The 25,761-nt window shown below is 64.1% G+C and carries 26 protein-coding genes; 11 read left to right on the top strand and 15 right to left on the bottom strand.

Going from position 1 to position 25,761, the window contains the following annotated elements; all coding sequences use genetic code 11:
* Positions 1–90: 90 nt before the first annotated feature.
* Complete coding sequence (locus AC1DGP_RS05290) at positions 91–498, top strand: GtrA family protein (protein ID WP_441505268.1); 408 nt, start codon at positions 91–93, stop codon at positions 496–498.
* A gap of 108 nt (positions 499–606) precedes the next feature.
* On the opposite strand, the gene AC1DGP_RS05285 is transcribed toward AC1DGP_RS05290, so the two are convergent.
* Entirely contained in the window at positions 607–1,299 is a 693-nt protein-coding gene (locus AC1DGP_RS05285; protein WP_441505269.1) for a methyltransferase domain-containing protein, read from the bottom strand.
* 196 nt (positions 1,300–1,495) lie between these two features.
* On the opposite strand from AC1DGP_RS05285, the gene AC1DGP_RS05280 reads away from it, so the two are divergent.
* Positions 1,496–2,752 (top strand): class I SAM-dependent methyltransferase, encoded by a 1,257-nt coding sequence (locus AC1DGP_RS05280; protein ID WP_476831806.1) that lies wholly within the window; start codon positions 1,496–1,498, stop codon positions 2,750–2,752.
* Positions 2,753–2,897: 145 nt separating this feature from the next.
* Here the strand turns inward: AC1DGP_RS05280 and AC1DGP_RS05275 are convergent, their stop codons facing one another.
* Entirely contained in the window at positions 2,898–3,395 is a 498-nt protein-coding gene (locus tag AC1DGP_RS05275; protein WP_476831805.1) for an N-acetyltransferase family protein, read from the bottom strand.
* A gap of 135 nt (positions 3,396–3,530) precedes the next feature.
* Positions 3,531–4,424 (bottom strand): DMT family transporter, encoded by an 894-nt coding sequence (locus tag AC1DGP_RS05270; RefSeq protein ID WP_441505272.1) that lies wholly within the window; start codon positions 4,422–4,424, stop codon positions 3,531–3,533.
* A gap of 88 nt (positions 4,425–4,512) precedes the next feature.
* Here AC1DGP_RS05270 and AC1DGP_RS05265 point away from each other — a divergent pair, with 88 nt between their 5' ends.
* Positions 4,513–5,445, top strand: coding sequence for a LysR family transcriptional regulator (locus AC1DGP_RS05265; RefSeq protein ID WP_441489399.1), 933 nt, complete (start codon positions 4,513–4,515; stop codon positions 5,443–5,445).
* A 149-nt stretch (positions 5,446–5,594) separates the two neighbouring features.
* Here the strand turns inward: AC1DGP_RS05265 and AC1DGP_RS05260 are convergent, their stop codons facing one another.
* The 5 genes from AC1DGP_RS05260 to carA form a co-directional block, all read right to left on the bottom strand.
* Positions 5,595–5,912, bottom strand: coding sequence for a hypothetical protein (locus AC1DGP_RS05260; protein WP_476831804.1), 318 nt, complete (start codon positions 5,910–5,912; stop codon positions 5,595–5,597).
* Between the two features lie 218 nt (positions 5,913–6,130).
* Positions 6,131–6,556 carry a group III truncated hemoglobin gene (locus tag AC1DGP_RS05255; RefSeq protein WP_441505273.1) on the bottom strand — a complete coding sequence of 142 codons (426 nt, stop codon included), beginning with the start codon at positions 6,554–6,556 and terminating at the stop codon, positions 6,131–6,133.
* Positions 6,557–6,661: 105 nt separating this feature from the next.
* The gene (locus tag AC1DGP_RS05250; RefSeq protein WP_476831803.1) at positions 6,662–7,504 is read right to left on the bottom strand and encodes a prephenate dehydrogenase/arogenate dehydrogenase family protein; all 843 of its coding nucleotides are present in this window, start codon (positions 7,502–7,504) and stop codon (positions 6,662–6,664) included.
* Between the two features lie 175 nt (positions 7,505–7,679).
* A complete protein-coding gene (locus AC1DGP_RS05245; protein ID WP_476768564.1) occupies positions 7,680–8,006 on the bottom strand; it encodes an NIPSNAP family protein in 327 nt (108 codons plus the stop codon).
* 9 nt (positions 8,007–8,015) lie between these two features.
* Complete coding sequence (carA, locus tag AC1DGP_RS05240) at positions 8,016–9,224, bottom strand: glutamine-hydrolyzing carbamoyl-phosphate synthase small subunit (protein ID WP_441505276.1); 1,209 nt, start codon at positions 9,222–9,224, stop codon at positions 8,016–8,018.
* A 147-nt stretch (positions 9,225–9,371) separates the two neighbouring features.
* Between carA and AC1DGP_RS05235 the strand changes: the two genes are divergently transcribed.
* The 3 genes from AC1DGP_RS05235 (at position 9,372) to rpoD (ending at position 14,087) form a co-directional block, all read left to right on the top strand.
* On the top strand, positions 9,372–9,842 hold the full coding sequence (locus AC1DGP_RS05235; protein ID WP_441505277.1) for a GatB/YqeY domain-containing protein: 471 nt from the start codon (positions 9,372–9,374) through the stop codon (positions 9,840–9,842).
* Between the two features lie 107 nt (positions 9,843–9,949).
* Entirely contained in the window at positions 9,950–11,854 is a 1,905-nt protein-coding gene (gene dnaG, locus AC1DGP_RS05230; protein ID WP_476831802.1) for a DNA primase, read from the top strand.
* Positions 11,855–12,053: 199 nt separating this feature from the next.
* Positions 12,054–14,087, top strand: a complete 2,034-nt coding sequence (rpoD, locus tag AC1DGP_RS05225) for an RNA polymerase sigma factor RpoD (RefSeq protein ID WP_441505278.1) — start codon at positions 12,054–12,056, stop codon at positions 14,085–14,087.
* Positions 14,088–14,148: 61 nt separating this feature from the next.
* On the opposite strand, the gene AC1DGP_RS05220 is transcribed toward rpoD, so the two are convergent.
* The 4 genes from AC1DGP_RS05220 to AC1DGP_RS05205 all read right to left on the bottom strand — a co-directional run bounded on the left by AC1DGP_RS05220 (position 14,149) and on the right by AC1DGP_RS05205 (position 16,009).
* A complete protein-coding gene (locus tag AC1DGP_RS05220) occupies positions 14,149–14,418 on the bottom strand; it encodes a DUF2798 domain-containing protein (RefSeq protein ID WP_476768567.1) in 270 nt (89 codons plus the stop codon).
* Positions 14,419–14,595: 177 nt separating this feature from the next.
* On the bottom strand, positions 14,596–14,913 hold the full coding sequence (locus AC1DGP_RS05215) for a hypothetical protein (RefSeq protein WP_441505279.1): 318 nt from the start codon (positions 14,911–14,913) through the stop codon (positions 14,596–14,598).
* 176 nt (positions 14,914–15,089) lie between these two features.
* Entirely contained in the window at positions 15,090–15,641 is a 552-nt protein-coding gene (locus AC1DGP_RS05210) for a TetR/AcrR family transcriptional regulator (RefSeq protein ID WP_476831801.1), read from the bottom strand.
* The gene (locus tag AC1DGP_RS05205) at positions 15,638–16,009 is read right to left on the bottom strand and encodes a hypothetical protein (protein ID WP_441505281.1); all 372 of its coding nucleotides are present in this window, start codon (positions 16,007–16,009) and stop codon (positions 15,638–15,640) included. Before AC1DGP_RS05205 ends, AC1DGP_RS05210 begins: the two co-directional genes overlap by 4 nt.
* 205 nt (positions 16,010–16,214) lie before the next feature.
* Here AC1DGP_RS05205 and AC1DGP_RS05200 point away from each other — a divergent pair, with 205 nt between their 5' ends.
* Positions 16,215–16,502: an HlyU family transcriptional regulator gene (locus tag AC1DGP_RS05200; RefSeq protein WP_069879743.1), complete on the top strand. Its 288-nt coding sequence runs from the start codon at positions 16,215–16,217 to the stop codon at positions 16,500–16,502.
* 363 nt (positions 16,503–16,865) lie between these two features.
* The gene (locus AC1DGP_RS05195; protein WP_441505282.1) at positions 16,866–18,575 is read left to right on the top strand and encodes a putative bifunctional diguanylate cyclase/phosphodiesterase; all 1,710 of its coding nucleotides are present in this window, start codon (positions 16,866–16,868) and stop codon (positions 18,573–18,575) included.
* Positions 18,576–18,603: 28 nt separating this feature from the next.
* Here AC1DGP_RS05195 and AC1DGP_RS05190 read toward each other — a convergent pair whose 3' ends face one another.
* Together AC1DGP_RS05190 and AC1DGP_RS05185 are read right to left on the bottom strand one after the other, a co-directional pair.
* Positions 18,604–19,647 carry a 2-dehydropantoate 2-reductase gene (locus AC1DGP_RS05190; RefSeq protein ID WP_476775154.1) on the bottom strand — a complete coding sequence of 348 codons (1,044 nt, stop codon included), beginning with the start codon at positions 19,645–19,647 and terminating at the stop codon, positions 18,604–18,606.
* Between the two features lie 59 nt (positions 19,648–19,706).
* The gene (locus AC1DGP_RS05185; protein ID WP_441505284.1) at positions 19,707–20,501 is read right to left on the bottom strand and encodes a hypothetical protein; all 795 of its coding nucleotides are present in this window, start codon (positions 20,499–20,501) and stop codon (positions 19,707–19,709) included.
* A 323-nt stretch (positions 20,502–20,824) separates the two neighbouring features.
* On the opposite strand from AC1DGP_RS05185, the gene AC1DGP_RS05180 reads away from it, so the two are divergent.
* The 3 genes from AC1DGP_RS05180 to AC1DGP_RS05170 all read left to right on the top strand — a co-directional run bounded on the left by AC1DGP_RS05180 (position 20,825) and on the right by AC1DGP_RS05170 (position 25,304).
* Complete coding sequence (locus AC1DGP_RS05180) at positions 20,825–22,480, top strand: acetolactate synthase large subunit (protein WP_441505285.1); 1,656 nt, start codon at positions 20,825–20,827, stop codon at positions 22,478–22,480.
* 13 nt (positions 22,481–22,493) lie between these two features.
* A complete protein-coding gene (locus tag AC1DGP_RS05175) occupies positions 22,494–23,876 on the top strand; it encodes an aldehyde dehydrogenase family protein (RefSeq protein WP_473965327.1) in 1,383 nt (460 codons plus the stop codon).
* A 204-nt stretch (positions 23,877–24,080) separates the two neighbouring features.
* Complete coding sequence (locus AC1DGP_RS05170) at positions 24,081–25,304, top strand: MFS transporter (RefSeq protein ID WP_441505287.1); 1,224 nt, start codon at positions 24,081–24,083, stop codon at positions 25,302–25,304.
* On the opposite strand, the gene AC1DGP_RS05165 is transcribed toward AC1DGP_RS05170, so the two are convergent.
* Positions 25,305–25,727, bottom strand: a complete 423-nt coding sequence (locus AC1DGP_RS05165) for a VOC family protein (RefSeq protein WP_441505288.1) — start codon at positions 25,725–25,727, stop codon at positions 25,305–25,307. It lies immediately after the preceding gene.
* Positions 25,728–25,761: the final 34 nt, after the last annotated feature.

The following is a 25,761-nucleotide window of genomic DNA, read 5'->3' as shown; positions in this document are numbered from 1 at the left end:
GCTGCCTTGATTGAGTGTGCCATGCGGGGCTTGCGCGGGCCTTCACGCGAGCCGGTACTGGCCAGCAGGAAAATGCTGTAGAGGGCGGGGATGCCTCTCTCTCGTCTTCCCCGTCAGTCGCGCCAGATCGTGGCCTATGTTTTCTCCGGTGGCGTGACGGCGGTGGCGCATTATGCGCTGCTGATCGGACTGGTCGAGCTTGGCGGGGTCGCCCCGGTGCCGGCTACGCTTGCCGGTTTCACGCTCGGCGCGGTCGTGTCCTATACGCTGAATCGCTGGCTGACCTTTGACGCTACGCACAGCCACGCCCAAGCGACCTGGCGCTTTGCGCTGATCGCAGCGGGCGGCTTCGTGCTGACCGGCATCCTGATGCATATCTTCGTGACGCGGGCTGGCCTACCCTATCTGCCGATGCAGATCGTCACGACGCTGCTCGTGATGGTGTTCTCCTTCCTCGGCCATAAATTCTTCTCCTTCGCAGATCGCGAAGGCGTCTAAAGCATCGGCCCGAAATGTGGATTGCGGTTTTCGGGAAGGCCGATGCAAACACAAAGGATTAGATCATCTGTCCGGATACGATTTCCGGGCCGATGATCTAGTGGCGGCTTAGCCCGGATTGCGGGCGCGGAAGGTCATGCGGTGGGGGTTGTGGCCGAAGTTCGGCTGGCGCTCGATCTCGTCGAACCCGCCCTCTCGGATCAAAGTGACGATGGCGGTATCGCTATAGGTCGAGAGCCCGTACTCGGCGCGCAGCTTCCGGTAGTCGGAGAACGCGGTGCGTACGAGCCCGCCGAGCGCGGCAATCAGGAAGCCGCCGCGCCAGGCGAAGGAGAGCAGTTGCGTGGCGTCGGTCAGCGCGCTGACATCGGGTGGAATCACGTCGGCGATGACGAGATGTCCGCCGGGCTTCAGCTTGCGCCGCCAGAGCAGGAGCAACTGCGCCAGCTCCTCGCGGCCGAGATACTGGATCAGCGAGTTGGCGACGACGAGATCGAGCGCGCCGTCGTCCAGTGCCTCGATCTCCTCCGGCGAGACGACGGTGATCGCCGGGATCGCGCCAAAGGTCGCGCGCAGCTTTTCACGCACGCTCGGGGCGGCCTCGCAGAGATAGAGCCTGGCGCAGGCTGCGGCGACGCGATCGGCGGCGAGGGCTTCGCCACAACCGTGATCCAGTACGACCGCCTCGGGCGAGGGGATATGGCGAATCAGGTCGGTGGCGATCTGGCGGTAATGCAGCAGCTTGTGACGGGGCGAGACATAGATCGCGTGCTCGCTGTTCCAGAAATCGCGCCAGGACATCGTCTCGCCGTCATCCGCTCAGTGACGGACACACGGGCGCCCGTTTCGGCCTCAGGACTACGCTGTCGCTGCGGGTATCGGCAACCGCCGATATGGAGTTCGCGCAACACCTCGCCAGTTCCGCATCCTTCTGCCGGCTCGGCATTTCCCTGCGCCGACCGCTCGGCTTAAGGTCGCGCAAGGCTGGGAGGCTTGCATGCTGCTGTTGCCGCGACTTCTGAAACGCTTCGTCAGGCAAGGACGCCTGACGGTGATCACCCCGGACGACAAGCGCCATGTCTTCGGGCCGGGCCCAGGGGCGATCCTGTTCGCAGGTCAGAACAAGACGGCGCCGGCTGTCACCGTGCGCTTCTCGGACGACAAGATCGAGCGGGAGATCTTTCTGAATCCCGAACTGGCCCTGGCCGAAGGCTACATGGACGGGCGGGTGAATTTCGAGGACGGCTCGACGATCCATGACCTGCTCAGCCTGTTCTGGCTGCAGCGCAAGGAGATGCGCAAGCATCCGCTGCAAAAGGCGATCCGCAACATCCGCTTTCGCATCCGGCGCTTCCGCATGCACAACCCGCTCGGCGTGGCCGGCAAGAAGGTCAAGCACCACTACGATATCCCGACCGATTTCTACCGGCTCTGGCTCGACGAGACGATGACCTATTCCTGTGCCTATTGGCATAGTCCGGAGGTCGGGCTCGAAGCCGCGCAGAAGGCAAAACTCCGCCATATCGCGGCCAAGCTGAAGATCGAACCCGGCATGACGGTTCTGGATATCGGTTCGGGCTGGGGCGAGCTCGCGATCTATCTCGCCAAGGCCTGTGGGGCCAAGGTGACCGGGCTGAATGTCTCGCCCGACCAGATGGCGGCGGCGCAGAAGCGGGCCGAAGCGGCCGGGGTCGGCGGCAGCGTCACTTTCATCAACAAGGACTATCGCGAACTGACCGGCAGCTTCGACCGCGTCGTCTCGGTCGGCATGATGGAGCATGTCGGCGTTGCGCATTATCTCGAATATTTCGAGAAGATCCGCGATCTTCTGACGCCGGACGGGATTGCGTTGGTGCACTGTATCAGCCGGGTCGGCCCTCCGGGCTTCACTGGACCGTTCTTCGACAAATACATCTTCCCGGGCGGGTACGCCCCAGCGATGTCGGAGGTATTCGCCGCGGTCGAGCAGACAGGGCTCTGGTCGTCGGACTGCGAGTTCTGGCGCCGGCATTACCACTGGACGCTGGCTGCCTGGCGACAGCGGTTTCTCGCCAAGCGCGAGGAGGTCGTCGGTATGATGGGCGAGCGTTTCGCGCGGATGTGGGAGTTCTACCTCTCGGCCTGCGAGATCTCGTTCGATATCGGGGGGGACATGGTTTTCCAGCTCCTGCTAGGGCCGCACAAGAGCGCTGTGCCGGTGATCCGCGACTACATCACCGAGAACGAGAAGGCTTTGGAGGCGCAGGGTTTCTGAGGCGGGCGACATGCCGTTCCGTAGGGCCTCGGATACGGGTTGGAACATCTCCGCCGGCGCTCAGGCATGGATCCCGGCTCTTCCCAACGGGCTGGCCGCGGTGAGTTCGCATCGTGCCTCGGCCGGCGCTCGTTGGGCTAGCGCCTCAAGCGTCGGTGGCTTGCGTGAAATCCAGCGCCAGAAGCGCTTCGTCATAGAACTGGCCGTTGACGTACAACGCCTTGGACTCGATGCCATAGGGGGCAAAGCCAAGCCGGGCGTAGAGCGAGTGCGCGGCACCGTTCGTCGTCACGACACAAGCTTGGAGCACCAGGACGTGGCGGGCGGCGTGTCCGATGACGGCATCCACGAGGGCGCGGCCGACGCCGTCCCCGCGCCAGCCGGCCACGACATAGACGCCCCAGAGCACGCCCTTGTGGCGCGACTTGGCGGAGGTCGTTGCACGGAAGCCAGCGATCCCGATCAGGTCACCGCTGTCGGAGAAGGCCCCGAAGACCCTGTTGGGTTCCTCGGCCGAGAGGCGCGAGCGGAAGAAGCTGTCCGGTTGGGCGGCCTCTTCGGCGTGGCTCGCGCCGAAGGCTTCCGGCGTGTCGGAAAGCGCAACCAAGCGCAGCGCGCGGAGTGCGACCCAGTCTTCCCCCACCAATGGTCGTACGCGAACGCCAGCGGCAGACGGAGATGATTGAATGGCACTGGGCTGATCACTGGTCATACGCATCCTCGCGGGGCAGGCGAGGAACAGTATCGCAGCGGGCGCCCGTGGGGGAAGCTGGTGCTCTCAGCGCTTCAGATTGACAATCACGACACCGCCCAGCGCCATGACCCCACCGAGGATGCCGAGTGCAGTCGGAGCCTCGCCGAGCCAGAGAAAGCCCATCAAGGTCGCGACCGGTGGCACGCAATACATGAAGTTCGAGGCGCGGCCCGCAGGCAGCCGCGCGAGCATCATCGTCCAGGTCGCATAGGCGAGCAGGCTTGGCACAATCCCGAGATAGACGACGGCAAAGAGAGCTTCGCTCGACGCAGAGGCCGACTGGCTGACGGCATGCGGGAGGAACGGGGAGAGGGCCAGTGCACCCACGACCATGTTCCAGGCCGAGACGGTGAGCGCCTTGTGCCGGGCGAAAAGCGGCTTCTGGACGACGGCGGTGACCGATTGGCAGAGTGCAGCGCCAAGGATGAAGAGGACGCCGGTGCTGAGCTCGATGCCCTGGCCTTCGCCTAATGCGATCAGGCCAATGCCGGCGAAGGAGATCGCGGTGCCGAGCCAGGCGAGTGGCCCGAAGCGTTCGCCGAGGATCAGCATCGCCAATCCGGCGGTGATGATCGGATTGACGTTGATGATGAAGCTCGCGGCGCCGGCAGAGACCGTCTTCTCGCCGAAATTCAGCAGGGTCGTGTAGAGCGCGACATGAACCAACCCACCAAGAAGGAAGCGCCAGCCATCGGACCAGCCGGGCAGGGCAGGGCGCATAATGGCGAGAAAGATCGCGCTCGGGACGGCCGCGATCGCGAAACGAGCGGCGCCGAGCTCGATCGGCCCTAACGCCGTCAGCCCGGCCCGGATCGCGGGAAAGGCGGAAGCCCAGGCGATCACGGTAAAGGCGACGACGGCGACGGTGGCCGGATCGAGGCTGCGCGGCGTGGAGACGGCTGGGTTGAGCGAGTTCATGTCGAGCCTCGGTGGTCAGGGGTCGACACGTGATAGATACCCGGGCAAGCTGATTGACAAACGAGTAATTCGAGCATGATCTGTGAGCATGGATCACAGCTCCGGATTACCCCCGCTCGACACTCTGCGTGCCTTCGAGGCGGCGGCCCGCTCGGGAAGCTTCTCGGCGGCGGCCGAGACGCTCAACCTGACCCATGGCGCGATCAGTCGGCAGGTGGCCAAGCTCGAGCATTGGCTCGGCACCCGGCTCTTCGCCCGGCAGGCGCGCGGCGTCGCGCTGACGCCAGAGGGCCAGCGACTGATGCAGCGCACGCAGGAGGCCTTCGCGCTGATCGCGGACACATCGGATCGCTGGACCGAGCCGCGCGGTGCCGCGGTCGTGCGCTTCAGCGCGATTCCTTCAGTGTGCAGCCTGTGGCTGATGCCCCGCATGAAATGGCTCGAGAGCGGCGATCCCGATCTGCGCATCGTGCTTCAGGTCGACCATCGCCGGGTCGATCTGGAGAGTGAGGGCATCGACCTCGCCATTCGCTGTGGACGCGGCGGGGCGCCGGGGCGGGTCTCGGTCCAGCTTTTCGAGGAATGGTGTTTTCCAATCGCTTCGCCGGAGCTTGTGCGGAGCATCGGTGCCGGCAAGGCCGCGCGGCTGCTCGACCAGCCGCTGATCCATGATTCCGATGCATCCGGCTGGCGGGCCTGGTTTGCGGCGCAGGGGCTGGATTACCGACCCCGTCCGCAGGATCGACGTTTCGAGGATTACAATCTCGTGCTCGATGCCGCCGCCTGCGGGCTGGGTGTGGCGCTTGCCCGTCCACCGCTGGCGCAGGCGCAGATCGAGGTAGGGCGCGTGGTGGCTGTTGATCCACGCACTGCGCTCAATCCGGTTTCCTACTGGCTCGACCGTCCGATCGGGCAGCCACGCCCCGCAGCCGCTGCACTGGCGACGCGGATCGCGCAAGAAGCGGGCTTGTCTGCGGCACGGCTGACTGCCTTCTTGAAAACGGAAGCAAAGGCAGCTTAGCGCGCCCGGCGTGACGCATCTGTATGCTGCGAAGGCGGTCGCGGGCATCCCAACGATGGGCCATTCCGCGGAAGGGGCGAGATCCGGTCTCGACCCATGCCTGCTTCGGCAGATCTACCCCTTGATGCGGGATCGAATCCGAACTCGGTTCAGTTGGCGATCTTGCGATCGACCAATTGGTAGAAGTCATCCTTGGCGGGATCCGCAGCCAGTTCCGTGGCCAATGGGTCGGAAGGGACGCGCAGGCCGCCCAGATTGACATGAAATGCGCGGGCGAACCTCTCATCTGAAAAACAGATCCGGATCGCCCCGTTGTCGCGCGGCACCGAGACGGMACGATAGGGAATTTCCCACTGGCTGAGCCACGCATCCATGGCATGGAGCCTGGACAGGAAATCGTCGCCCTCAACAGCGATCAGCACTTGATGTGCCCATGATCGCGTGCGTTCGCTTCCTCTACGTTCCATCGCAATGCTCCGGATCGTTCTCTCACGACAGCAGTTGGGAGCTTTTCAGCCGTGAGTTGTGTTGGATAGTAGGATATTGAGATAGGAGCAATGCAAAAAGAGCAAGTTGCTATTTGAACTGGGCGCATTTCCGCCGCGATGTCGTAAGGGAAAACCGCGACGTCGACTGAGAGCGCATAGGCGGATCGGCTCGCAGCAAGCCTCTCCGCCCTCGGTGATCACCTCGCGCTATGGCGTGGTATTCCGACTTCGCCGCGCTGCGACGCCCGCGCCATTTCGAAGCTATCGGCGATCCGGCGTGCCCGTATGATGAAGGCCTGGGCGATGGCAGGCGGACAGAGTTCCTGCGCTGTCGCCTCGAAAAGTTCGAGCCAGCGGTCGAAATGCCTGCCTTCCAGCGGCAGGATCAGGTGCGGTCGCATCGGCCGGCCGCCATAACGACCGGTGCGCAGCATCACGCTGCTCCAGAACTCGCTGATCTTGCCGATATGGTCATCCCAATCATCGACGGCGGCCTCGAATACCGGTCCGATCACGTCGTCCAGCCGCGCCCGACTGTAGAATGTGCGGACGAGCAGGCCGATTGTCGCCTCGTCGAGGTCGGGATGGGCGGTGGCCGGATCGGCAAGCGGATTGTCGGTCATTGTCTTCCTGCGGTCCAGCCGCCGCTGCGCGTCAGGATGTGCTGGCGGCTTGCGGCGAGATCTATGCGGCGTGGTCGATTGTTCAAGCTCACCTGCCATGCCTCGTCACTTGCCATGTCCAATCACCGGCCATGCCTGGACACTGGCCTCGGCTGCGGATCTCCGAGACAGGGTCTGCGCGGGCCGGGCGAGGTGATCGTCTTCCAGCAACTGCCGCATCTCCTCGGCAAGGGCAAAGAACCTGTCGCGGACTGCCCTGGCATGTGGATTGGCGCGCTCGATCGCCATGAAGACGTTCGGCGCATCATGCCGGACCATATCGGTCGCCTGCATCAGGAGATCGAAGCTGGCCGTCGTCATGCGGTGCGGCAGCGGCTCCATCCGCACCAGGATCTTGGCAATCAGATGTGTCAGGCCCTGAACCATGGCTGTTTCGCGGTCATGTGCGTCGGGCGTGGTCATGATCACCCTCAATCCGAGCACCTTGCGCAGGAAGGCGGCGACGCGCGGACCGCTGTGCCCGCGGACCGGGCACAGCGCAATCTTCAGTCCCTTGATGCCGTGACGTGTGCTTTGCGGACCAAACAGCGGGTGAGTGCCGAGAATGTCGACGTCTTCCGGCAGGTCGGCCTGCATGGCGCGCGCCGGGCCAATCTTGACCGAACCGACATCCAGCACCAGCGCGCCCGCCCGCAGATGCGGCCGAAGGGCCGCAATCGCGGTCTGGATCCGATCGACCGGCACGGCGAGGATCACGACATCGCAGGCGCCGACTGTCTTCACATTCGATGGAACGAGGCCCTTGCCCGCTCTGTCGGCATCGGGCGGCCGCTCGGGATCGCAGACGAAGAGCGGAAAATGTGGCTGGAGATGACGAGCCATGAGTCGGCCGAACGCGCCAAAGCCCATGATGCCGATAGACGAGACGGTTTTGCGGGAGGAGTGCATCGCGTTTTTCCTAATGGAGGCCGCGATGCCGGGTGACTGCCTGAATTCAACCGCCAGCGCGGCGGTTGAACATGGGAATGCCACCGCCTTATGAGGACGGGGCGTAATAGTTCCGCGCGAGGAGGCAGGACATGGTCATGGCGCGCTTAAACCGCGGGCCGGTCGGCCTGTCAACTCAGAGCCTGGGGGAATAGTCGGTCAGCACCATCAGGCGATCCTCGATGGCGCCGACGAGGTCGCCATGCTCGATCGCGGTGACGCGTTTGATCTCGGTCCATTCGGGATCGGCCATGAAGCTCGCCCAGCGCGCTGCCTTGGTCTCGGCGTCGGGCCAGGCAAGGATATAGGCGAATTCCGTTCGCGTTGCGCTCCGGGTTTCCCACATCCCCACGATCTCGAAGCCGTGGCGCGCCATGATGCGCGCCGCGTGGTCGCGGAAGCGCGCATGGAAAGCCGCCTTGTTGCGTTCGAAGATCTCGTAGATGCGCAACTGGTGGAGCATCGCGTCGCCTCAGGCTGCGGCCTTGGCCTTTTCGGTTTCCATCAACTCCACGAAGCGGGCGAAGAGATAATGGCTGTCCTGCGGCCCGGGGGAGGCTTCTGGATGGTGCTGGACGCTGAAGGCCGGCCGATCGTCGAGGGCGATGCCGCAGTTCGAGCCGTCGAAGAGCGAGACATGCGTCTCCTTCGCATTGGCCGGAAGCGTCGTGGGGTCGACGGCAAAGCCGTGGTTCATCGAGACGATCTCGACCTTGCCGGTGGTCTTGTCCTGCACTGGATGGTTGGCGCCGTGGTGCCCCTGCTTCATCTTCATGGTTTGCCCGCCAATGGCGAGCGCGAGCATCTGGTGGCCGAGGCAGATGCCGAAAGTCGGAATCTTCCGGTCGAGAAGTTCGCGAATGACCGGCACGGCATATTCGCCGGTCGCGGCGGGGTCGCCAGGGCCGTTGGAGAGGAAAACACCGTCGGGGCTCAGCGCCAGGATGTCGGCGGCGCTGGTTGTCGAAGGCACTACGGTCACCTCGCAGCCGGCCTTTGCGAGCAGGCGCAGGATGTTGCGCTTCACGCCATAATCGATTGCGACGACCCTGTGTGCCGCGCTCTCGCGCTTGCCGTATCCGGCGGGCCATTGCCACGGCGTCTCGCTCCAGTCGTAACGCTGGGCGGCGGTGACCAGCGGCACGAGATCGAGCCCGGCCATGTCGGGCAGGGCGGCGGCCTGCTGCTTGAGACGGGGAAGATCGAAGATGCCGTCGGGATTATGGGCGAGGATCGCGTTCGGCATGCCGTTGTCGCGGATCAAGGCGGTCAGGGCGCGTGTATCGACGCCGGCGATGCCGACGATGTTGCGAGCCTTCAGCCAGGCGTCGAGATGCCGCGTGGCGCGCCAGTTCGAGGGTTCGGTGATGTCGGCATGGATCACGATGCCGCGCACGCCTGAGGACGCCGCGGCGTTCACCGTCTCGGTGTCCTCGTCGTTGACGCCGACATTGCCGATATGGGGGAAGGTGAAGGTGATGATCTGCCCGGCATAGGACGGGTCGGTCAGGATTTCCTGATAACCGGTCATCGCCGTGTTGAAGCAGACCTCGCCCGGCGCTTCAGCGACGGCGCCGAGGCCGAAGCCTTCCAGCACGGTGCCGTTGGCCAGCACGAGGAGAGCGGTCGCGCGCGGTTCTGTCCAGCCGCCGGTGGCGGGGTTTCCTTCGGGAGCGGTCATGTCTATGTCTCGTCCAGGCCGCGACGAGGCGGCAATGTGTGGGGCGGGGCAGCGGCTTCGCGCTCCGCCGATCTGGAACGCGAGCCTTAAAGACGCCGGTCCACGTCGTCAATCGAGGCCTGCGCCGGCCTGATACAAGAAAAGGGAATGACGAACATGACGAGCCTGCGTGAGCGCTTCACCAGCGAGCTGAAAGAAGCGATGAAGGCCGGCGAGAAGGGCAAGGTCGGCGCGATCCGCCTGATCCAGGCCGCCTTGAAGGACAAGGACATCGAGGCGCGCGGCGCCGGCAAGGGCGAGGCCTCTCCCGACGAAATCCTCGCTCTGCTGCAGAAGATGATCAAGCAGCGCCAGGAATCGATCGCGATCTACGACGCCAATGGCCGTCCGGAGCTTGCTGCCGGCGAACGTGCCGAGGTCGACGTCATCTCCGCCTATCTGCCGAAGCAGATGGATGAGGACGAGGTGAAGGCGGCGATTGCGGCTGCAGTGACCGAGAGCGGCGCGGCCTCGGTCAAGGACATGGGCAAGGTCATTGCGACCCTGCGCGCGAATTACGCGGGCCAGATGGACTTCGCCAAGGCGAGCGGTCTGGTGAAGGCTGCGCTCGGCGGTTGATCGCAAGCGAGTGCCGGGGGCGCCGGTGCTGTGGATAGAGCCGATAAGCCGGTCCGCTTGCGGATCGGCGATTGGCTTCCTGTGCGCCAGGCCCCACATAGGAAGCCATGAAGTTCCCCCCATCCGTCCTTGAGGAGATCAAGGCGCGGCTGCCGGTTTCGGCGGTCGTGGGCAAACGCGTGCGCCTCGCCAAGGCCGGGCGGGAATGGAAGGGGCTTTCGCCCTTCAATGCCGAGAAGACACCGTCCTTCTTCGTCAATGACCAGAAGGGCTCCTTCTTCGATTTCTCCTCCGGCAAGAACGGCGACATCTTCAAGTTCGTGATGGAGACCGAAGGGCTCTCCTTCCCTGAAGCGGTCGAGAAGCTGGCCTCCCAGGCCGGCGTGATCCTGCCGACCGTGACGCATGAGGCGCAGGTCCAGGAGGAGAGGCGCAAGGGGCTCCACGAGGTCGTGGAGCTTGCGGCGTGCTTCTTCGAAGCCGAGTTGGCCGCCGAGCGTGGCGTCGCGGCGCGGCGCTATCTGTCGGGCCGCGGCCTCGACGGAGAGCCGAGGAGGCAGTTTCGCATCGGCTACGCGCCGCCAGATCGCTTCGCGCTGCGCKACCATCTGGCGGGCAAGGGGGTCGATGCCGCCTTGATGATGGAGGCCGGGCTGCTGATCCATGGCGATGAGATCGCCGTGCCCTATGATCGCTTCCGCGACCGGATCATGTTCCCGATCCACGATGCGCGCGGGCGGGTCATCGCCTTCGGCGGCCGGGCGATGAGTGCCGAGGTTTCCGCCAAATATCTGAATTCGCCGGAGACACCCCTCTTTCACAAGGGGCGGCTGCTGTTCAACCACCACAATGCCCGCAAGGCTGCTCATGATGTCGGGCAGGTCATCGTGGTCGAAGGCTATGTCGACGTCATCGCCATGACGATGGCGGGCTTCCCGCAGGTCGTTGCCCCGCTTGGCACGGCGTTGACCGAGGACCAGATCGGCCTGCTCTGGCGCATGGCCGACGAGCCTGTGATTTGCCTGGACGGCGACAAGGCCGGGCGCAAGGCCGCGAGCCGTGCGATCGATATCGGCTTGCCGCTGCTCGAGCCCGGGAAGTCGCTCGCCTTCGCCCTGTTGCCGGACGGGCAGGACCCGGATGACCTGGCACGCTCCGGCGGCAAGGTCGCGATCGCCGAGGTGCTCAAGGCGGCGCGGCCGCTGGTCGACATGCTCTGGAACCGCGAGGTCGAAGCCGGGTCGCTCGATACGCCCGAGCGCCGGGCGGCCTTCGAACGTCGGCTGAAGGAGGCGCTCGGACATATCCGCGACGAGGTGACGCGGCGCCATTATCGCATCGAGATGGAAGAGCGGCTGTCTCAGCTCTTCACCAGTGCTGCTCCTGCCCGCGCCGAAAGGAATTTCGGTGGAGGCGGGCAGCAACGGGGGCGGGGCGGCGCCGGCAATCGCGGGCAGGGCGGTGGTGGCGGCGGTGCGAACCGCCAGGCCGTGCCGCTGAGGGCAAGCTCGCAGCTTTCGCGCTCGCGCATCGTGTCGCAAGGGCGCGGCGAGGATAAGCGCGAGGCCTTTATCCTGCTGGCGTTGGCGAGCCATTCCGGATTGATCCTGCGTTGCGCCGATGAATTGTCGGAGCTTTCGCTCGACGGCATGGCGGCCGAGCGTTTCAGGCAGGTGCTGCTCGATGCCGCCTTCGGCGACGGGCTGGATCAGGATGCCCTGGCGAATCGGCTCGACCAGCCAAGGGTCCAGGAAGCCAGGGCTGCGCTGATGGCCGTCACAGGTCCGGCCGAGCGGCTGAAACTCGCCCAAGCGGCTGATCCGGAATCAGTTTTTGAATCGATTCGTCAGGCAATCGTCTTGCATCATCGGGCGCGAACGTTACATAGCGAGTTGAAGGCAGCCGAGCGCGCACTGGCTGACGAAGCGACTGAAGCAAATTTCGCCTGGATCAAAGACGTCAAGGCCCGGCTCGAGAACCTCGAGGGCACCGAGGCCATGGCAGGTGATTGATCGGAACATAGCTTTCGCTGTCGTCGTCACTGTCGGACGGGGCATGGGTGGTTCACGATTCCTAAGGAGGATCGGGTCCATCTGGTCGAGATGATTTGGGTGGGGTGAGCGCGCCGGACCAGCGGCCGCGCCGCCCTTTTATGCGTCGACATGGGGCACTTCGCGCCTCCTGCCACGCGAGAGTGCGGAGCGCTGATTGATGGCGACTAAAGCGAGCGAACGGGAAAAGACCGATCAGGTCGCACCGGAAGCCCCCCCGACCACTGATGGGCCGCTGCTGGATCTGACGGATCAGGCCGTACGCCGGATGATCAAGCTCGCCAAGAAGCGCGGCTATGTCACCTATGACGAACTGAACGAAGTCCTGCCTTCCGAGGAATTCTCCTCGGAGCAGATCGAGGACGTGCTTGGCCAGCTCAGCGAGCAGGGCATCAACGTCGTCGACAACGAAGATCCCGAGGCCGCCGGCGAGGAACGCGCCCAGCGCGGCAAGGACGGCGGCGGCGACGACGAAGAAGGCGAGGGCGATCTCGTCGAGACCTCCCGTTCGGCGCTGCCGGTCGAGGTCAAGCGCAATCTCGAGCCGACCGAGCGCACGGACGATCCGGTCCGCATGTATCTGCGCGAGATGGGCTCGGTCGAGCTCCTGTCGCGCGAAGGCGAAATCGCGATCGCCAAGCGCATCGAGGCCGGCCGCGAGGCGATGATCGCCGGGCTCTGCGAAAGCCCGCTGACCTTCCAGGCCATCATTATCTGGCGGGACGAACTCGTCGATGGCAAGGTTCTGCTGCGCGACATCATCGATCTCGAAGCCACTTATGCCGGTCCCGACGGCAAGAATCCGGTGCAGTTGCCGGGTGAAGAGGGCGAAGAAGGCGAAGGCCAGCCGGCAGGCGGCGCCCCGGCCTTCGGTGGCGAGGGTGGCGAACCGCCGCCCGAGATGGATGACGACGACATCGAGAACAACGTTTCACTTTCGGCAATGGAAGCCGAGCTGAAGCCGCGCGTGCTCGAGACCTTCGATTCGATCGCAGACAACTACAAGAAGCTGCGGCGTCTGCAGGACCAGGATATCGCCAACCGGCTGGAGAACACCAAGCTCTCGCCGTCGCAGGATCGCAAGTACAAGAAGCTCAAGGACGACATCATCACCGCGGTGAAGTCGCTCTCGCTCAACAACAACCGCATCGAAGCGCTTGTCGAGCAGCTCTACGACATCAACAAGCGCCTGATCTCGCATGAGACGCGCCTGCTCCGCCTGGCCGAAACCTATGGCGTCGCGCGCGACGATTTCCTCAAGCAGCATGTCGGCGGCGAGCTCGACCCCAAATGGGTCCTGCGCGTCTCCAAGCTCGGTTCGCGCGGCTGGCGCGAATTCGTCGGGTCCGAGAAGGACCGGATCAAGGAGCTGCGCGAGGACATCCACACGCTTGCCTCCGAGACCGGCCTGGAGATCCAGGAATTCCGCAAGATCGTGCTGATGGTCCAGAAGGGCGAGCGCGAAGCCCGGCAGGCGAAGAAGGAGATGATCGAGGCCAATCTGCGTCTCGTGATCTCGATCGCCAAGAAGTACACGAATCGCGGCCTGCAATTCCTCGACCTGATCCAGGAGGGGAATATCGGCCTGATGAAGGCGGTCGACAAATTCGAGTATCGTCGCGGCTACAAGTTCTCGACCTACGCGACGTGGTGGATCCGGCAGGCGATCACACGCTCGATCGCCGATCAGGCCCGCACCATCCGCATCCCGGTGCACATGATCGAGACGATCAACAAGATCGTCCGGACCTCGCGCCAGATGCTGCACGAGATCGGCCGCGAGCCGACGCCTGAGGAGCTGGCCGAGAAGCTCGCCATGCCGCTCGAAAAGGTGCGCAAGGTGCTGAAGATCGCCAAGGAGCCGATCTCGCTGGAAACGCCGATCGGCGACGAGGAAGATTCGCATCTCGGCGACTTCATCGAAGACAAGAACGCGATCCTGCCGATCGACGCGGCGATCCAGTCGAATCTGCGCGAGACGACGACGCGGGTGCTGGCCTCGCTCACGCCGCGCGAGGAGCGTGTGCTGCGCATGCGCTTCGGCATCGGCATGAACACCGACCACACTCTCGAAGAGGTCGGCCAGCAGTTCTCGGTGACGCGCGAGCGTATCCGTCAGATCGAAGCCAAGGCGCTGCGCAAGCTCAAGCACCCGAGCCGGTCGCGGAAGCTGCGCAGCTTCCTCGACAACTGAACTCAGCACTCGGGATCAGCGAAGGGCGGCGCGAGCCGCCCTTTCCTTTTGAGGGGGACCTTCAGCCTTGGCTGGGCGTGGCGACGACAAGTGCCACTAGCCGTCGCACGAGGGGCAGCACGACAAGCAAAGTCGGGAAGGCGACCAGCCAGGACAGGGCCCAGGAGGCGGGCCAAGTCTGCAGCGCGGTCATGGAAGGACCGAGCGCCTTCAATGTCGAGATGCCTGAGACGATGAAGGTCATTACGATCGACAGGATGAAGGGCATGACGATGCCGGCATATCGTGCCGGCAGCTTGCAGCGCGGGCGTGAGACGTCAGTCGGAGACATGGAGAACGAGCTCTCAGGACAGGCGGTGTCGCTTGGGGAGGCGCTTTCGGCATCCATCGGCGCAACGCCGCGGTGGATGCGTTGCCTGACGTGAGACGCTTACGACCACTCCCTGGAGCGATGCGGCCTTCTAACCGCTGCCTGGCCTCCTGCCAAGCACCACATTCCCCTTCCGATTCAGCGGCCGGCGAAGATGTCGGGCCTTGGCAGCGGCTCCCATGAGTTGCCTGCCGAAATCAGGCAGCTCATGCCTTCGGGCGTGGTGGCAAAAACGGTCCAGCTACCGGCCGGGCCCGTAAAGAGCTCAAGCATATAGCCGCCCTCGGCGAGGCCGTTGCCGACAAGGTGTTCGCCGTAAATGTCGCGCAGATGTCCGACGACTTCGCTTCGCGCTGCGCAAGGCGGCCCTCGCGGCGCCTGTGCTTGCGCAGTACCCGCGTAACTCACTGTGGCGAGTGCGAGCAGCAGGGACGACAGCGTCCTGATCCGTCTCATGGCCACCTCCCTATTCAGAGGCGCCGCGAGAGATGAACCTGGCGTCAAGGGGCACGACGGTCGCCCTGAACCCTTAAAACGTGGGATCCGGGTTGCCTGCTTTCAAGAAACGCCGAAAGTCGATGGGGGGATCACTGAACGGTGAGGTCAAGGTCCGGCCCTTCACCATGCGGTGGTCAGGTCCTGCCGGCGAGCTTGAGGAGCAGCCGATAACTCTCGGCCGCGCCCGCGTTGCCGGCGCCTGTGTCGATCTGCTGGAAGCCGATGAAGGCTGCGTATTCGAGACGAGCGAGAGCGAGCGCATTCTTGTCATCGAAGCGTCCGGAGGCCCGGTCCAGCCCGGCGAGATAGGCGATGCGTTCACGGTCCACCTCGATGCAAACGCGCCTCACGGCGGTGTCGTTGGCGGCAAGCCGGCGCATGCCTTGCTCGACGCGGCTGTCGAGGCGCAGCGCCATCTGGTCGAGGACGGAGAGTCTGGCGTCCGGATGTTCGCCGGTATCGGCGGCTTCGACGAGCCGGCGGGTGTAAGCCTCGCGCCAATGCTCCGCGAGTGCGCTGAGATAGGCCTCGCTCGTCACGAAATGCGCGTAGAATGAGCCCTTGGTCTTGCCGCCGCGCCGGCAGAGCGCTTCGATGGTCACGCCGGCAGGGCCGGCTTCAGCAAGCGCCTCGAGGCCGAGGTCGAGCCAATCCTTCTGCGAGAAACGGCGGGCGGCTGCCTTCACCACCACAACCCCAGTGCGCCGCAGGCGGTCATGGGAATGAACAGGGCCCATTGCGGGAAATGAGTGGGTCTCAGCCGGAAGCGCCGGATCATGGCCAGGCTCCAGAGGGCGAAGAGTCCAGCGCACCCTGTCGCAAACGCCCCAAGGTCGCGGCTGCCTGCGTGCCAGGCAACGAGGCCGAAAGCGAGCGCGAGCCCCGCCAGCACGATCGTGACCAGGTGCCAGCAATAGTAATTGGTGAATTTGGGCACCTTGCCCAACCCGCCGGAGGCTAGGAGCGGCTGGGCAACTTCGCGCCCACCGAGCCAGACATGGATCACGCAGGTCAAGACTGCGATCGCTGCAGCGCCCAGGAACCAACCATTCATCCGAGTGCACTCGATGTTCGTTTAATACCATACAGTATGGTATTAAACGTTATGTGTGGCAAGGAGGCCAGGGGACGCGTGCGATGGCGAGTTGTACAATCGCTGAGGAGCGCCCGCGTCGCTCAATATATGTGAAGATGCACGAGGCTGGCTCCCTCTCGGGCTGTTTCTGCCCTATACAGATCGAGATCGCGATGGAGGCCCCATGTCATTCCTGAAATCCCTGTTCGGCCTTGGTGAGAAGGCCGAGAAACCGGCCCCTGGACCGCTCAAGACCTTGGAGCACAGAGGCTTCACGATTCACGCCACGCCTTACCAGGAGGGCGGGCAGTATCAGCTTTGCGGCGTCATCGAGAAGGATGTCGGTGGTGACCTGAAGACGCATCGCTTCGTGCGGGCGGATCGTTTCCCTGGTGTGGCGGAGGCCGCCGACTTTACCTTGCTGAAGGGGCAGCAGCTCATCGATGAGCAGGGTGAAGCCATTTTCAAATAGAATTTCCACTGTCCCGAGGATTATCGTTCCTTACTTTGCGACATTCTTGCTTTTTATCTGACTTTTTTCTTGTGTCATTTCGTATAGATTTGAGATTATGTGTTGTAATCTGCCGTAATAGACTTTCAAATTTGGATATTTTGGTCTCTTTAGTTCCGTATGTCGGGTTTTCTCCATCCCAATTGATCGGGGGCTTAATATTTTATTGGCATCTCCGTGCTGTCATCGCTCAGTGACCACAGAATGAGGCGACACGGAATTCTCGATGCATCGAGCAGCTGCCGACCCAGAAGCTCTTGATCACGCCTCGCAAACGCAGCGGGCGCCGTGATATCCGGGCTTGCGACTTTCGCCGGGAGCGACGTGGATCTCGCGCCCCTTGTTGCTGCAATGCCGCTGCTAGGCTCTCGCGCTGAGGATAACGCCTGGCTTGCGAGCGTTCTCGATCAGCTTCCCGCTGCCGTCTATGTCACGGATGCCGATGGGCGCCTGACCTACTTCAATCGCGCTGCTGCCGAGTTTGCCGGCCGCGAACCGCGCATTGGCGCGGATTTCTGGTGCATTTCCCACCGCTTGCTGACCAAGGACGGTGAGCATCTGCCGCATGATCAGTGCCCGATGGCGATTGCGCTGCGCGAGGGCCGGCCCATCCGGGGCGTCGAGGCGCAGGCCGAGCGGCCTGATGGGAGCTGCATCCCTTTCATGCCATTTCCGACGCCGCTCTTCGATGCCAGCGGCAGGCTCGTCGGGGGCTTCAATCTGCTGGTCGACATCAGCGAGCGAAAGTATGCCGAGAAGAAGATCGCCCATCTATCCCGCAACGATGCCCTGACGGGGCTCCCGAACCGTTTCGCCCTTCGCTCGTATCTGGCCGAGCGCATGGAACGCGCGAAGCATGAAGGCGAGAGCTTCCTTGTGATGCGGATCGATCCCGACCGCTTCAAGTGTTTCAACGAGGAGTATGGCCAGGTAACTGGGGACAGCCTCCTGATCGAACTCGCCAGGCGTCTGGGATCGATCGAGGGCAGCTTCGCGGCGCGAATCGGCAGCGACGAATTCGTCCTGGTGTCGCGACACTCCCCGGGTGGAGAGCATGGTCTCTTGCAGGCCGAACAGGTGCGCTTTGCCCTGGAAGCGGATTTCATCAATGGAAGGGCCCGTCACGCGGTGAGCGTCAGCATGGGCTGCGCCCGCTTCCCCGAGGACAGCGACAGCGAAACCGGATTGCTCGACGCCGCCAATGCGGCCTTGCGTCTCGCCAAGACCGAAGGGCGCAGCCGCGTCCGGATGTTTGACTTTGCCGAGCAGGAGCGCGAGCGCGAACGTCTCGACCTGCGCGCTCATCTGCGCCAGGCCATCGAGACCGGGGCGATCCTGTTGCATTATCAGCCGCAGTTCCGGGCGGATGGCAGCGTCGTCGGGTTCGAGGCATTGGCACGCTGGCGCCATCCTTCACGTGGCGTCGTCTCACCCTCGTTGTTTATCCCAGCAGCGGAAGAGGGCGGCCTTATCGCCGCGCTTGGGGCTCACGTCCTTCGCGCGGCCTGCCGCGAAGCGGTGCGCTGGAAAGAGCCCCTCAGGATCTCCGTCAACATCTCGCCGCTCGAATTCGCGGCTGACGCGCTGCCCGGCCTCGTGGAGGAGGTGCTGAGGGAGACCGGCCTCGATCCGGAGCGGCTGGAACTCGAGATCACCGAAGGGGTGATGGTCACCGATGCCGACCGCGCCATGGCAACCCTGTCGCGCCTGCGCGCACTTGGGGTGCGGATCGCGCTCGATGATTTCGGCACCGGCTATTCGTCGCTGTCCTATCTTCATCGCTTTCCTCTGACGACGCTGAAGATCGACCGCAGCTTCGTCGCAACGCTCGGCGTCACGCTCGAAGCCGTTGCGATCACCCGCGCCATCATCCAGCTTGGGCATGCCCTGGGCATCGAGGTGGTGGCGGAAGGCGTCGAAACACCCGAACAGCTCGACTTCCTGATCTGCGAGGGTTGCGACTCAACGCAGGGTTATCTGCTCGGCCGGCCACTGGATGCCGCGGCCTATGCCCCGTTGACTGGCGGCGCCTGAGCGGCATCGCCTGCTTATCCGGGGGCGGCTATCGCCGTACGGCCCGCTGTTCGTGCGTGCCGGCCGCCTGCCGCAGTTCCGCAAACAAGGCTTCTCCGGACCAGTGCGGGCGCGTGGTGCTCCTCTCGGCCGCCTGCACCAATGCATGCAGCCGCTCGTTCGCTGGCGCGCGTGTTCCATGCTGCTCGGCCAGGCGCAGCACCTCGCCATTGATCCAGTCGATCTCGGTCGGGCGGCCAGCTGCAAGATCATCCGCCATCGAGGAGCGCGCGACCGGGGCGATCGTCAGCATCTTGCTCGCCAGCCTTGCAAATACCCAGTCAGGCGCATCGAGCAGCCGCGGAAGCCAGCTGGCGGGCAATGGCGTCAGCCGGGCCGGACGAATGCCTGAGCGTTCCAGCAGTGCGAGGGCCTCCGCTTGGGCCAGCGCAAGGCAGCGCCGGTAGGCGCGTTGCGACAGTTCTTCCTTCAGCGGGACGTTGGCGAGTGCGTTGATCGCGTTGTTGAGATTGAACAGCAGTTTTGCCCATTGAACCGGCACGATGTCCGGGTACTGGCTGAGCGGCAGCCCGGCGGCTGTGAAGGCTGCGAGATAGGGATCAAGCTCCGCATGCGCCTTGACCGCAAGCGCGCCTTGCGACGCCTGATGGAAGGTGCCTGGCCCCGACATCACCACATTGAACGGGACCATGCCCTCCAGCACAGTTCGGCCTGGCAAGGCGTTACGCAGACGGTCGGCATGGCCCAGGCCGTTCTGGAAGCTGATGACGATGGTCTTGGGGCCGAGAATCGTTGCGAGTTCGGCAGCGGCAGCACGTGTCGCAGCCGACTTCACGGTCACCAATACCAGCCCAACTGCCTTTGCAGCCCCGGCAACGGTMGAGAAGTCGATGGTCGATGGCGGGAGCTGCCAGCGTCCACCCTGGTAATGCGACAGTGCAAGGCCATGCCGGCGAATCTCGGAGGCGATGCGCTCACGGCCGACGAAGCTGACATCGGCGCCAGCCGCGAGCAGCCGGCCGCCGATATAACAGCCGACCGAACCGGCGCCGTAGATGCAGATCCCCGCCATCGGGAAAGGATGCCCAACGCCTCCATCCGCAGCAAGCCGGACGCCCGCGCGTTTCGCTCCTATTTCTCCGGGAGGAGGAAGGTCAGCGTGGCACGAACGCCCCAGCGCGGCCCTTCGGTCGGTCTGACCGCATAGTACTGGAAGCCTAGTCCGGCGCTCATCGCCTGATTGCCGAGCTTGAATACCTGGCCGACGCCGACATTGATCGGAACCGTCCATTGCCGGGCGATCCAGTCGTAACTTGCTTCCGTATTGAGGGAGAGGCTGAGGCCCTGGCCGAGGCTGTAAGACAGGAAGGGCTGCAGGAACGTCGCGCTGACATCCTTGCGTCCTTCGGGGCCGGCATAGGACCAGATATGATTGGCCAGCCCGCCGACCGTCCATGCTCCGTCCTGAACCAGCATCAGGGCGGTCGGCCCCGCTCCCCATTTGCCCGAGCCGAAGCGGTCACTTGTTGCCGTCGGCCACATGAAGGCCGGCCCGATACCCCAGACGAAGCCGTTCTTCGGGGTCTTCGGCGTGAAGAAGAAGCTCTGGGTGGTGTCGCCGAGGCCCACGCCATCGGCCGGGCCGTAACTTTCACGGTGTATGACGGGCAGGATTGTTCTGACGATCAGGTTCCAGTCCTGGTTCAGCGACACCGGGATGACCGGCTGGATGTTGCTGGTCGACGAAAAGCCATCCCGATCAGGCCCGCCACGGAACTGGAAATTGCTTTGAATCGGTACGCTGATCATGCTCGCGACCGGGTTCTGCAGCTGTTTCGAGAGCTCCTCGGCATCCTGCTCGCTTGCAGTGGCGATCGCGATCGGCGCGCTCGCTGCCATCAGGGCGAGCAAAAGTCCCCGGTTCATCGTCAGTTTTCCGGGGTAGGCCAGGCCAGCGAATCGGAAAGTGTGCGTGGCTATCCTAGAGACGCTGCGGCAACCGCTGCCAAGCCTGCACGTTTGCCCGATAGTTTCCGTGCACCGGAATTGCGCGCCGCCGATGCTATTCGGCATCTGATCTTTGGGCATGAGCAGACGAGGGGCGACTGCAGGTGCGCCGGTTGGCTCTCCTGGCAAGGGATGTCCTCGCGACGAATACCGAGGCAGCGTGGCCGATGACGCTTTCCCTTCGCGCTGCGGCGCTCTAGCCTCTGCCCCCGGGGCAGTGCTCTTGTGAAAGGCAGCGAGTGATGAAGAAGGGGTCCGATCTCCTGGTAGCGGCGCTCGAGAATGAGGGCGTCGACTGCATCTTCGGTGTGCCGGGCGAGGAAAATCTCGATGTCGTCGAGTCCCTCCGCAATTCCGGTATCAAGCTCGTCCTGACGCGGCATGAGCAGGCTGCGGCCTTCATGGCGGCGACGCATGGTCGGCTGACGGGCCGACCGGGGGTCTGCATCGCGACGCTCGGACCGGGTGCCCTGAACTTTTCGACCGGCGCGGCCTATGCCCATCTCGGTGCCATGCCGATGATCATGATCACCGGCCAGAAGGCGATCATGACCGCCAAGCAGGCGCGTTTCCAGATCGTCGATGTCGTCGCCTCGATGAAGCCGCTGACCAAGATGACACGGCAGATCGTCAGCGCCGCCAGCATCCCGGCTGCTGTGCGCGACGCCTTCCGCGTCGCGATGGAAGAACGGCCGGGGCCGGTGCATCTCGAGTTGCCCGAGGATGTCGCTGCCGAGGAGATCGACGACATCCCCGTCATCCCGGTTCATCCGCTCGAGCGGCCGGTTGCGCAGACCGCGGCGCTCGACCGCGCGGCCGAGATGATCCTGGCGGCAAAGAGGCCGCTGGTCATGATCGGTGCTGCCGGCAACCGGCCGCGTCTCGTCGAGGCACTCTCGGCCTTTGTGCGGCGTACAAGGCTGCCCTTCTTCAACACCCAGATGGGCAAGGGCGCCGTCACCGGCGGCTCGAACCTCTATATGGGGACCGCTGCCCTCTCCGAACGAGACTATGTCCATGAGGCCGTGAACCGGGCCGACCTGATCATCTCGATCGGTCACGACACGGTCGAGAAGCCGCCCTTCCTGATGCAGAGCGCTGGCGGTCCGAAGGTGATCCATATCGGCTATCAATCCGCCAATGTGGAGCAGGTCTACCACCCCGACGCCGAGGTGATCGGCGATATCGGCGCGACCGTGACGCAGCTTGCCGAACGGCTCGGCGGCAAGCTTGAACCCGATGTGTCGCTGCTCGATCTGCGCCAAAGGATCCTGGCGCGGATCAATGACCGTGCCGATGAGGACCGCTTTCCGATCACGCCCCAGCGCATCGTCCATGACGTACGCCAGGTGATGCCGGAGGATGGCATCGTCTGCCTCGACAACGGCATGTACAAGATCTGGTTCGCCCGAAACTACCGCACCCATGTCGCCAATACGCTGCTGCTCGACAATGCGCTCGCAACGATGGGGGCAGGGCTGCCCTCCGCGATGATGGCGGCGATGCTGTATCCCGAACGCCGCGTCATGGCCGTCTGCGGCGATGGCGGCTTCATGATGAACTCGCAGGAGATGGAAACCGCCGTCCGGCTCGGCCTCAATCTCGTCGTCGTCATCCTCAACGACAATGCCTATGGCATGATCCGCTGGAAGCAGGCGGTCGATAATTTCCCGGATTTCGGCCTGACCTTCGGCAATCCGGATTTCGTCCGTTATGCCGAAGCCTATGGTGCCAAGGGGTCTCGCGTCGCCGCAGCGGAGGATCTTGCTCCAACGCTGGAAGCCGCATTCGCGGGTGGCGGCGTTCATCTCGTCGAGGTGCCGATCGACTATTCCGAGAACACGCGCGTTCTGGTGGACGAGTTGCGCAACCGTACGCCCGATATCGAGCTGGCCTGACGGGAGAGGGACGATGCTGCAGATTGTTCAAGCCTTTGACCGCGCTCCTATCGCCGAAATCGAGACCGATGACGCTGCTGCGCTCGAAGCCAAGCTGCAGGCGGCCGAACGTGTGTTCCGGGATCGGGATGGCTGGCTGAAGCCCTATGAGCGCATCGCCATTCTACGGCGACTGGCCGGTCTCATGGAGGCCCGACGCGATCATTTTGCCATGCAGATCGCGCGCGAGGGTGGCAAGCCGCTGCCGGACGCCATCGTCGAAACCACCCGCGCAATCGACGGCGTGCACAATGCCGCCGACGAGCTGCGGAATTTTGCCGGGCGCGAGATTCCGATGGGCCTCTCGGCGGCGGGAGCGGGCCGCTGGGCCTTCACCACCAAGGAGCCGATCGGGATCGTCGCCGCGATCTCGGCCTTCAACCATCCGCTGAACCTGATCGTGCATCAGGTCGCTCCGGCGATCGCCGTCGGTTGTCCGGTGATCATCAAGCCGGCCGGCCCGACGCCGCTTTCCTGCCGCGACTTCGTGGCTCTCGTTCACGAAGCCGGCTTGCCGGAGGCCTGGTGCCAGAGCTTCATTCCTGAGAGCAATGCGCTTGCCGAGAAATTGGCGATAGACCGGCGCATCGGTTTCCTGAGCTTCATCGGCTCGGCGAAGGTCGGCTGGTATCTGCACAGCAAGCTTGCCCATGGCGCACGCTCGGCGCTGGAGCATGGCGGAGCGGCACCCGCGATCGTCGATCGCAGCGCCGATCTCGACCGCATCATCGAGCCGATCGTCAAGGGCGGCTACTATCATGCAGGGCAGGTCTGCGTGTCGACGCAGCGCATTTTCGTGCATGAGGACATCGCTGCGGCATTCACCGAACGCTTGATCGCGCGGGTCGCGAAGCTGCGTGTCGGGGATCCGACGCTTGCCGATACCGAAGTCGGGCCGCTGATCCATCCCCGCGAGGCCGACCGGATCGCCTCGTGGGTCGAGGAGGCCGTGAGCGGTGGGGCGAAGCTCGCAGTCGGCGGCGGCCGCATCTCGGAAACGACCCTGCAACCGACCGTGCTGCTTGACCCGTCCACTGAGGCAAAGGTCTCGCGCGAAGAGGTCTTCGGGCCTGTGACCTGCGTCTATCGCTACCGGCGGCTCGATGACGCGATCGCACAGGCGAATTCGCTCCCGGTCGCGTTCCAGGCCAGCGTCTTCGCGCAGGATATCGATGTCGCGATGCGGGCCGCCGACCGTCTCGATGCCTCCGCGGTGATGATCAACGACCCGACCGCATTTCGGACCGACTGGATGCCCTTCGCGGGCCGGCGCGAGTCCGGCTACGGCATTGGCGGCATTCCCTTCACCATGCGCGAGATGGCGCAGGAGAAGATGATCATGATGCGGCGTCCGTAGCCTGGTCCGCGGGCGAACCGAGGTCTCGCGGGCCGAGGGATAGGCACCCCGCGCGCCGTCTGCCTTTGGCATGCCAGAACTGCCGCGTCGCGCTGCGGACGCCGTGCCCCACTGCGGCCGGCGCGCTTGCCGCGTGGGTTCGCGGTGCCTAATCATCGCCGCGTCATAAGAGAGCCGTTCTCTAAAATCGGCCGGCGAGGAAACATGTCTCTTCAGCACGAGCGCTACGCGCCTGATTCCTCCTATGCCTGGCTGCGGCTGGCGATGGCGCTGCTCGTCGGCACCGTCGCCTGCGTCGGCACCTGGTCCGTGGTCGTCGTGCTTCCCTCCGTTCAGGCTGAGTTCGGCACGGCGCGGGCGGGCGCTTCGCTGCCCTATACCGCCGTCATGCTCGGTTTCGGCGTCGGCAATATCCTGATGGGCCGGATCGCCGATCGTTACGGCATCGTCGTTCCGATCGTGATGGGTGGGGTCTTCCTCGGTGCGGGCTATGTGCTTGCGGGTCTTGCCGGCACGCTCTGGCAATTCGCGCTCGCCCACGGCCTGCTGATCGGGATCGGCGGCGCTGCGGGGTTCTCGCCTCTGATCGCCGATCTCTCGCACTGGTTCCGCAAGCATCGCGGGCTCGCCGTGGTCTTCGGAGCATCCGGCAGCTATCTCGCGGGCGTGATCTGGCCGCAGGTGATCACCTGGGGATTGCAGAACCATGGCTGGCGCGCCACGCATATCGGCATCGGCCTGACGGCGCTGGTTGTGCTGGTGCCGCTTTCCCTGTTCTTCCGCAGGCGCCCGGCCGCCGAAACGCTGGCAGCGGCCGAGGCTTCGAGTGCCGGGGCTCGCGGCGATCTCGGCCTTTCAGCGAACCAGCTGCAATTGCTGCTTTCGGTCGCCGGCTTCGCCTGCTGCGTCGCAATGGCGATGCCGCAGGTCCATATCGTCGCCTATTGCGGCGACCTTGGCTACGGCGTCGCGCGTGGCGCCGAAATGCTCTCGTTGATGCTGCTGCTCGGCATCGTCAGCCGCATCGGTTCCGGCTTCGTCTCTGACAGGATCGGCGGAGCGGCAACCCTGGCGCTTGGCTCGGTGATGCAGGGTGTTGCGCTCTTCCTCTATCTCTTTTTCGACGGGCTGACCTCGCTCTACATCGTCACCGGCATCTTTGGTCTGTTCCAGGGCGGGATCGTGCCGATGTATGCGGTGATCATCCGCGAGTACCTGCCGGCCAAGGAGGCCGGGGTGCGGATCGGCATCGTGATGTCGGCGACGATTCTCGGCATGGCCTTCGGCGGCTATATCTCCGGGCTGATCTACGACCTCTTTGCCTCCTACAGGGTTGCCTTCCTGAACGGGCTGGCCTGGAACCTGATCAATCTCGCCGTGGTCTCCTGGCTGATGCTGCGGGCAAGGCCGCGGCTGCAGCCAGCCTGATCACCCCGCCATCGGTCCCGGCCGATAGGTGCCGAAGCACCAGACATGCCCCTCCGGATCCTTGCAGATGAAGTCGCGGCTGCCATAGGGCTGGTCCGTCGGCTCCATGCAGATCTCGGCACCGGCCTTGCGGGCGCGCTCGCACCGGGCATCGATATCGTCGGTTGCGATATAGGGCGAGGCTGTGGTGCCACCGAGCTCAGCCGGGCGTGAAACCAGCTTGCCGAAGGGATTGTTGTCGGCAGAGCCGAGCATCACGAAGCTCTCGCCCATGCGAAGCTCGCCATGGAGCAGCGTCTTGCCGTCGTCCGAGTAATAGGCGGCGTGCTTCTCGAAGCCGAGGGCCTCGATCAGCCAGTCATACATGCGCGGAGCATCCGCATAGCGCAGCGAAATGCAAATCATGGCCGGTGGTCTCGTCATGGCGTCCTCCTCAACGACTGATCATAGCGCAGGA

This window comes from Allobosea sp. 05T433, assembly GCF_056396065.1.
Note: the sequence above shows the minus strand (reverse complement) of the source record. Positions and strands in the feature narration are given on the sequence as shown.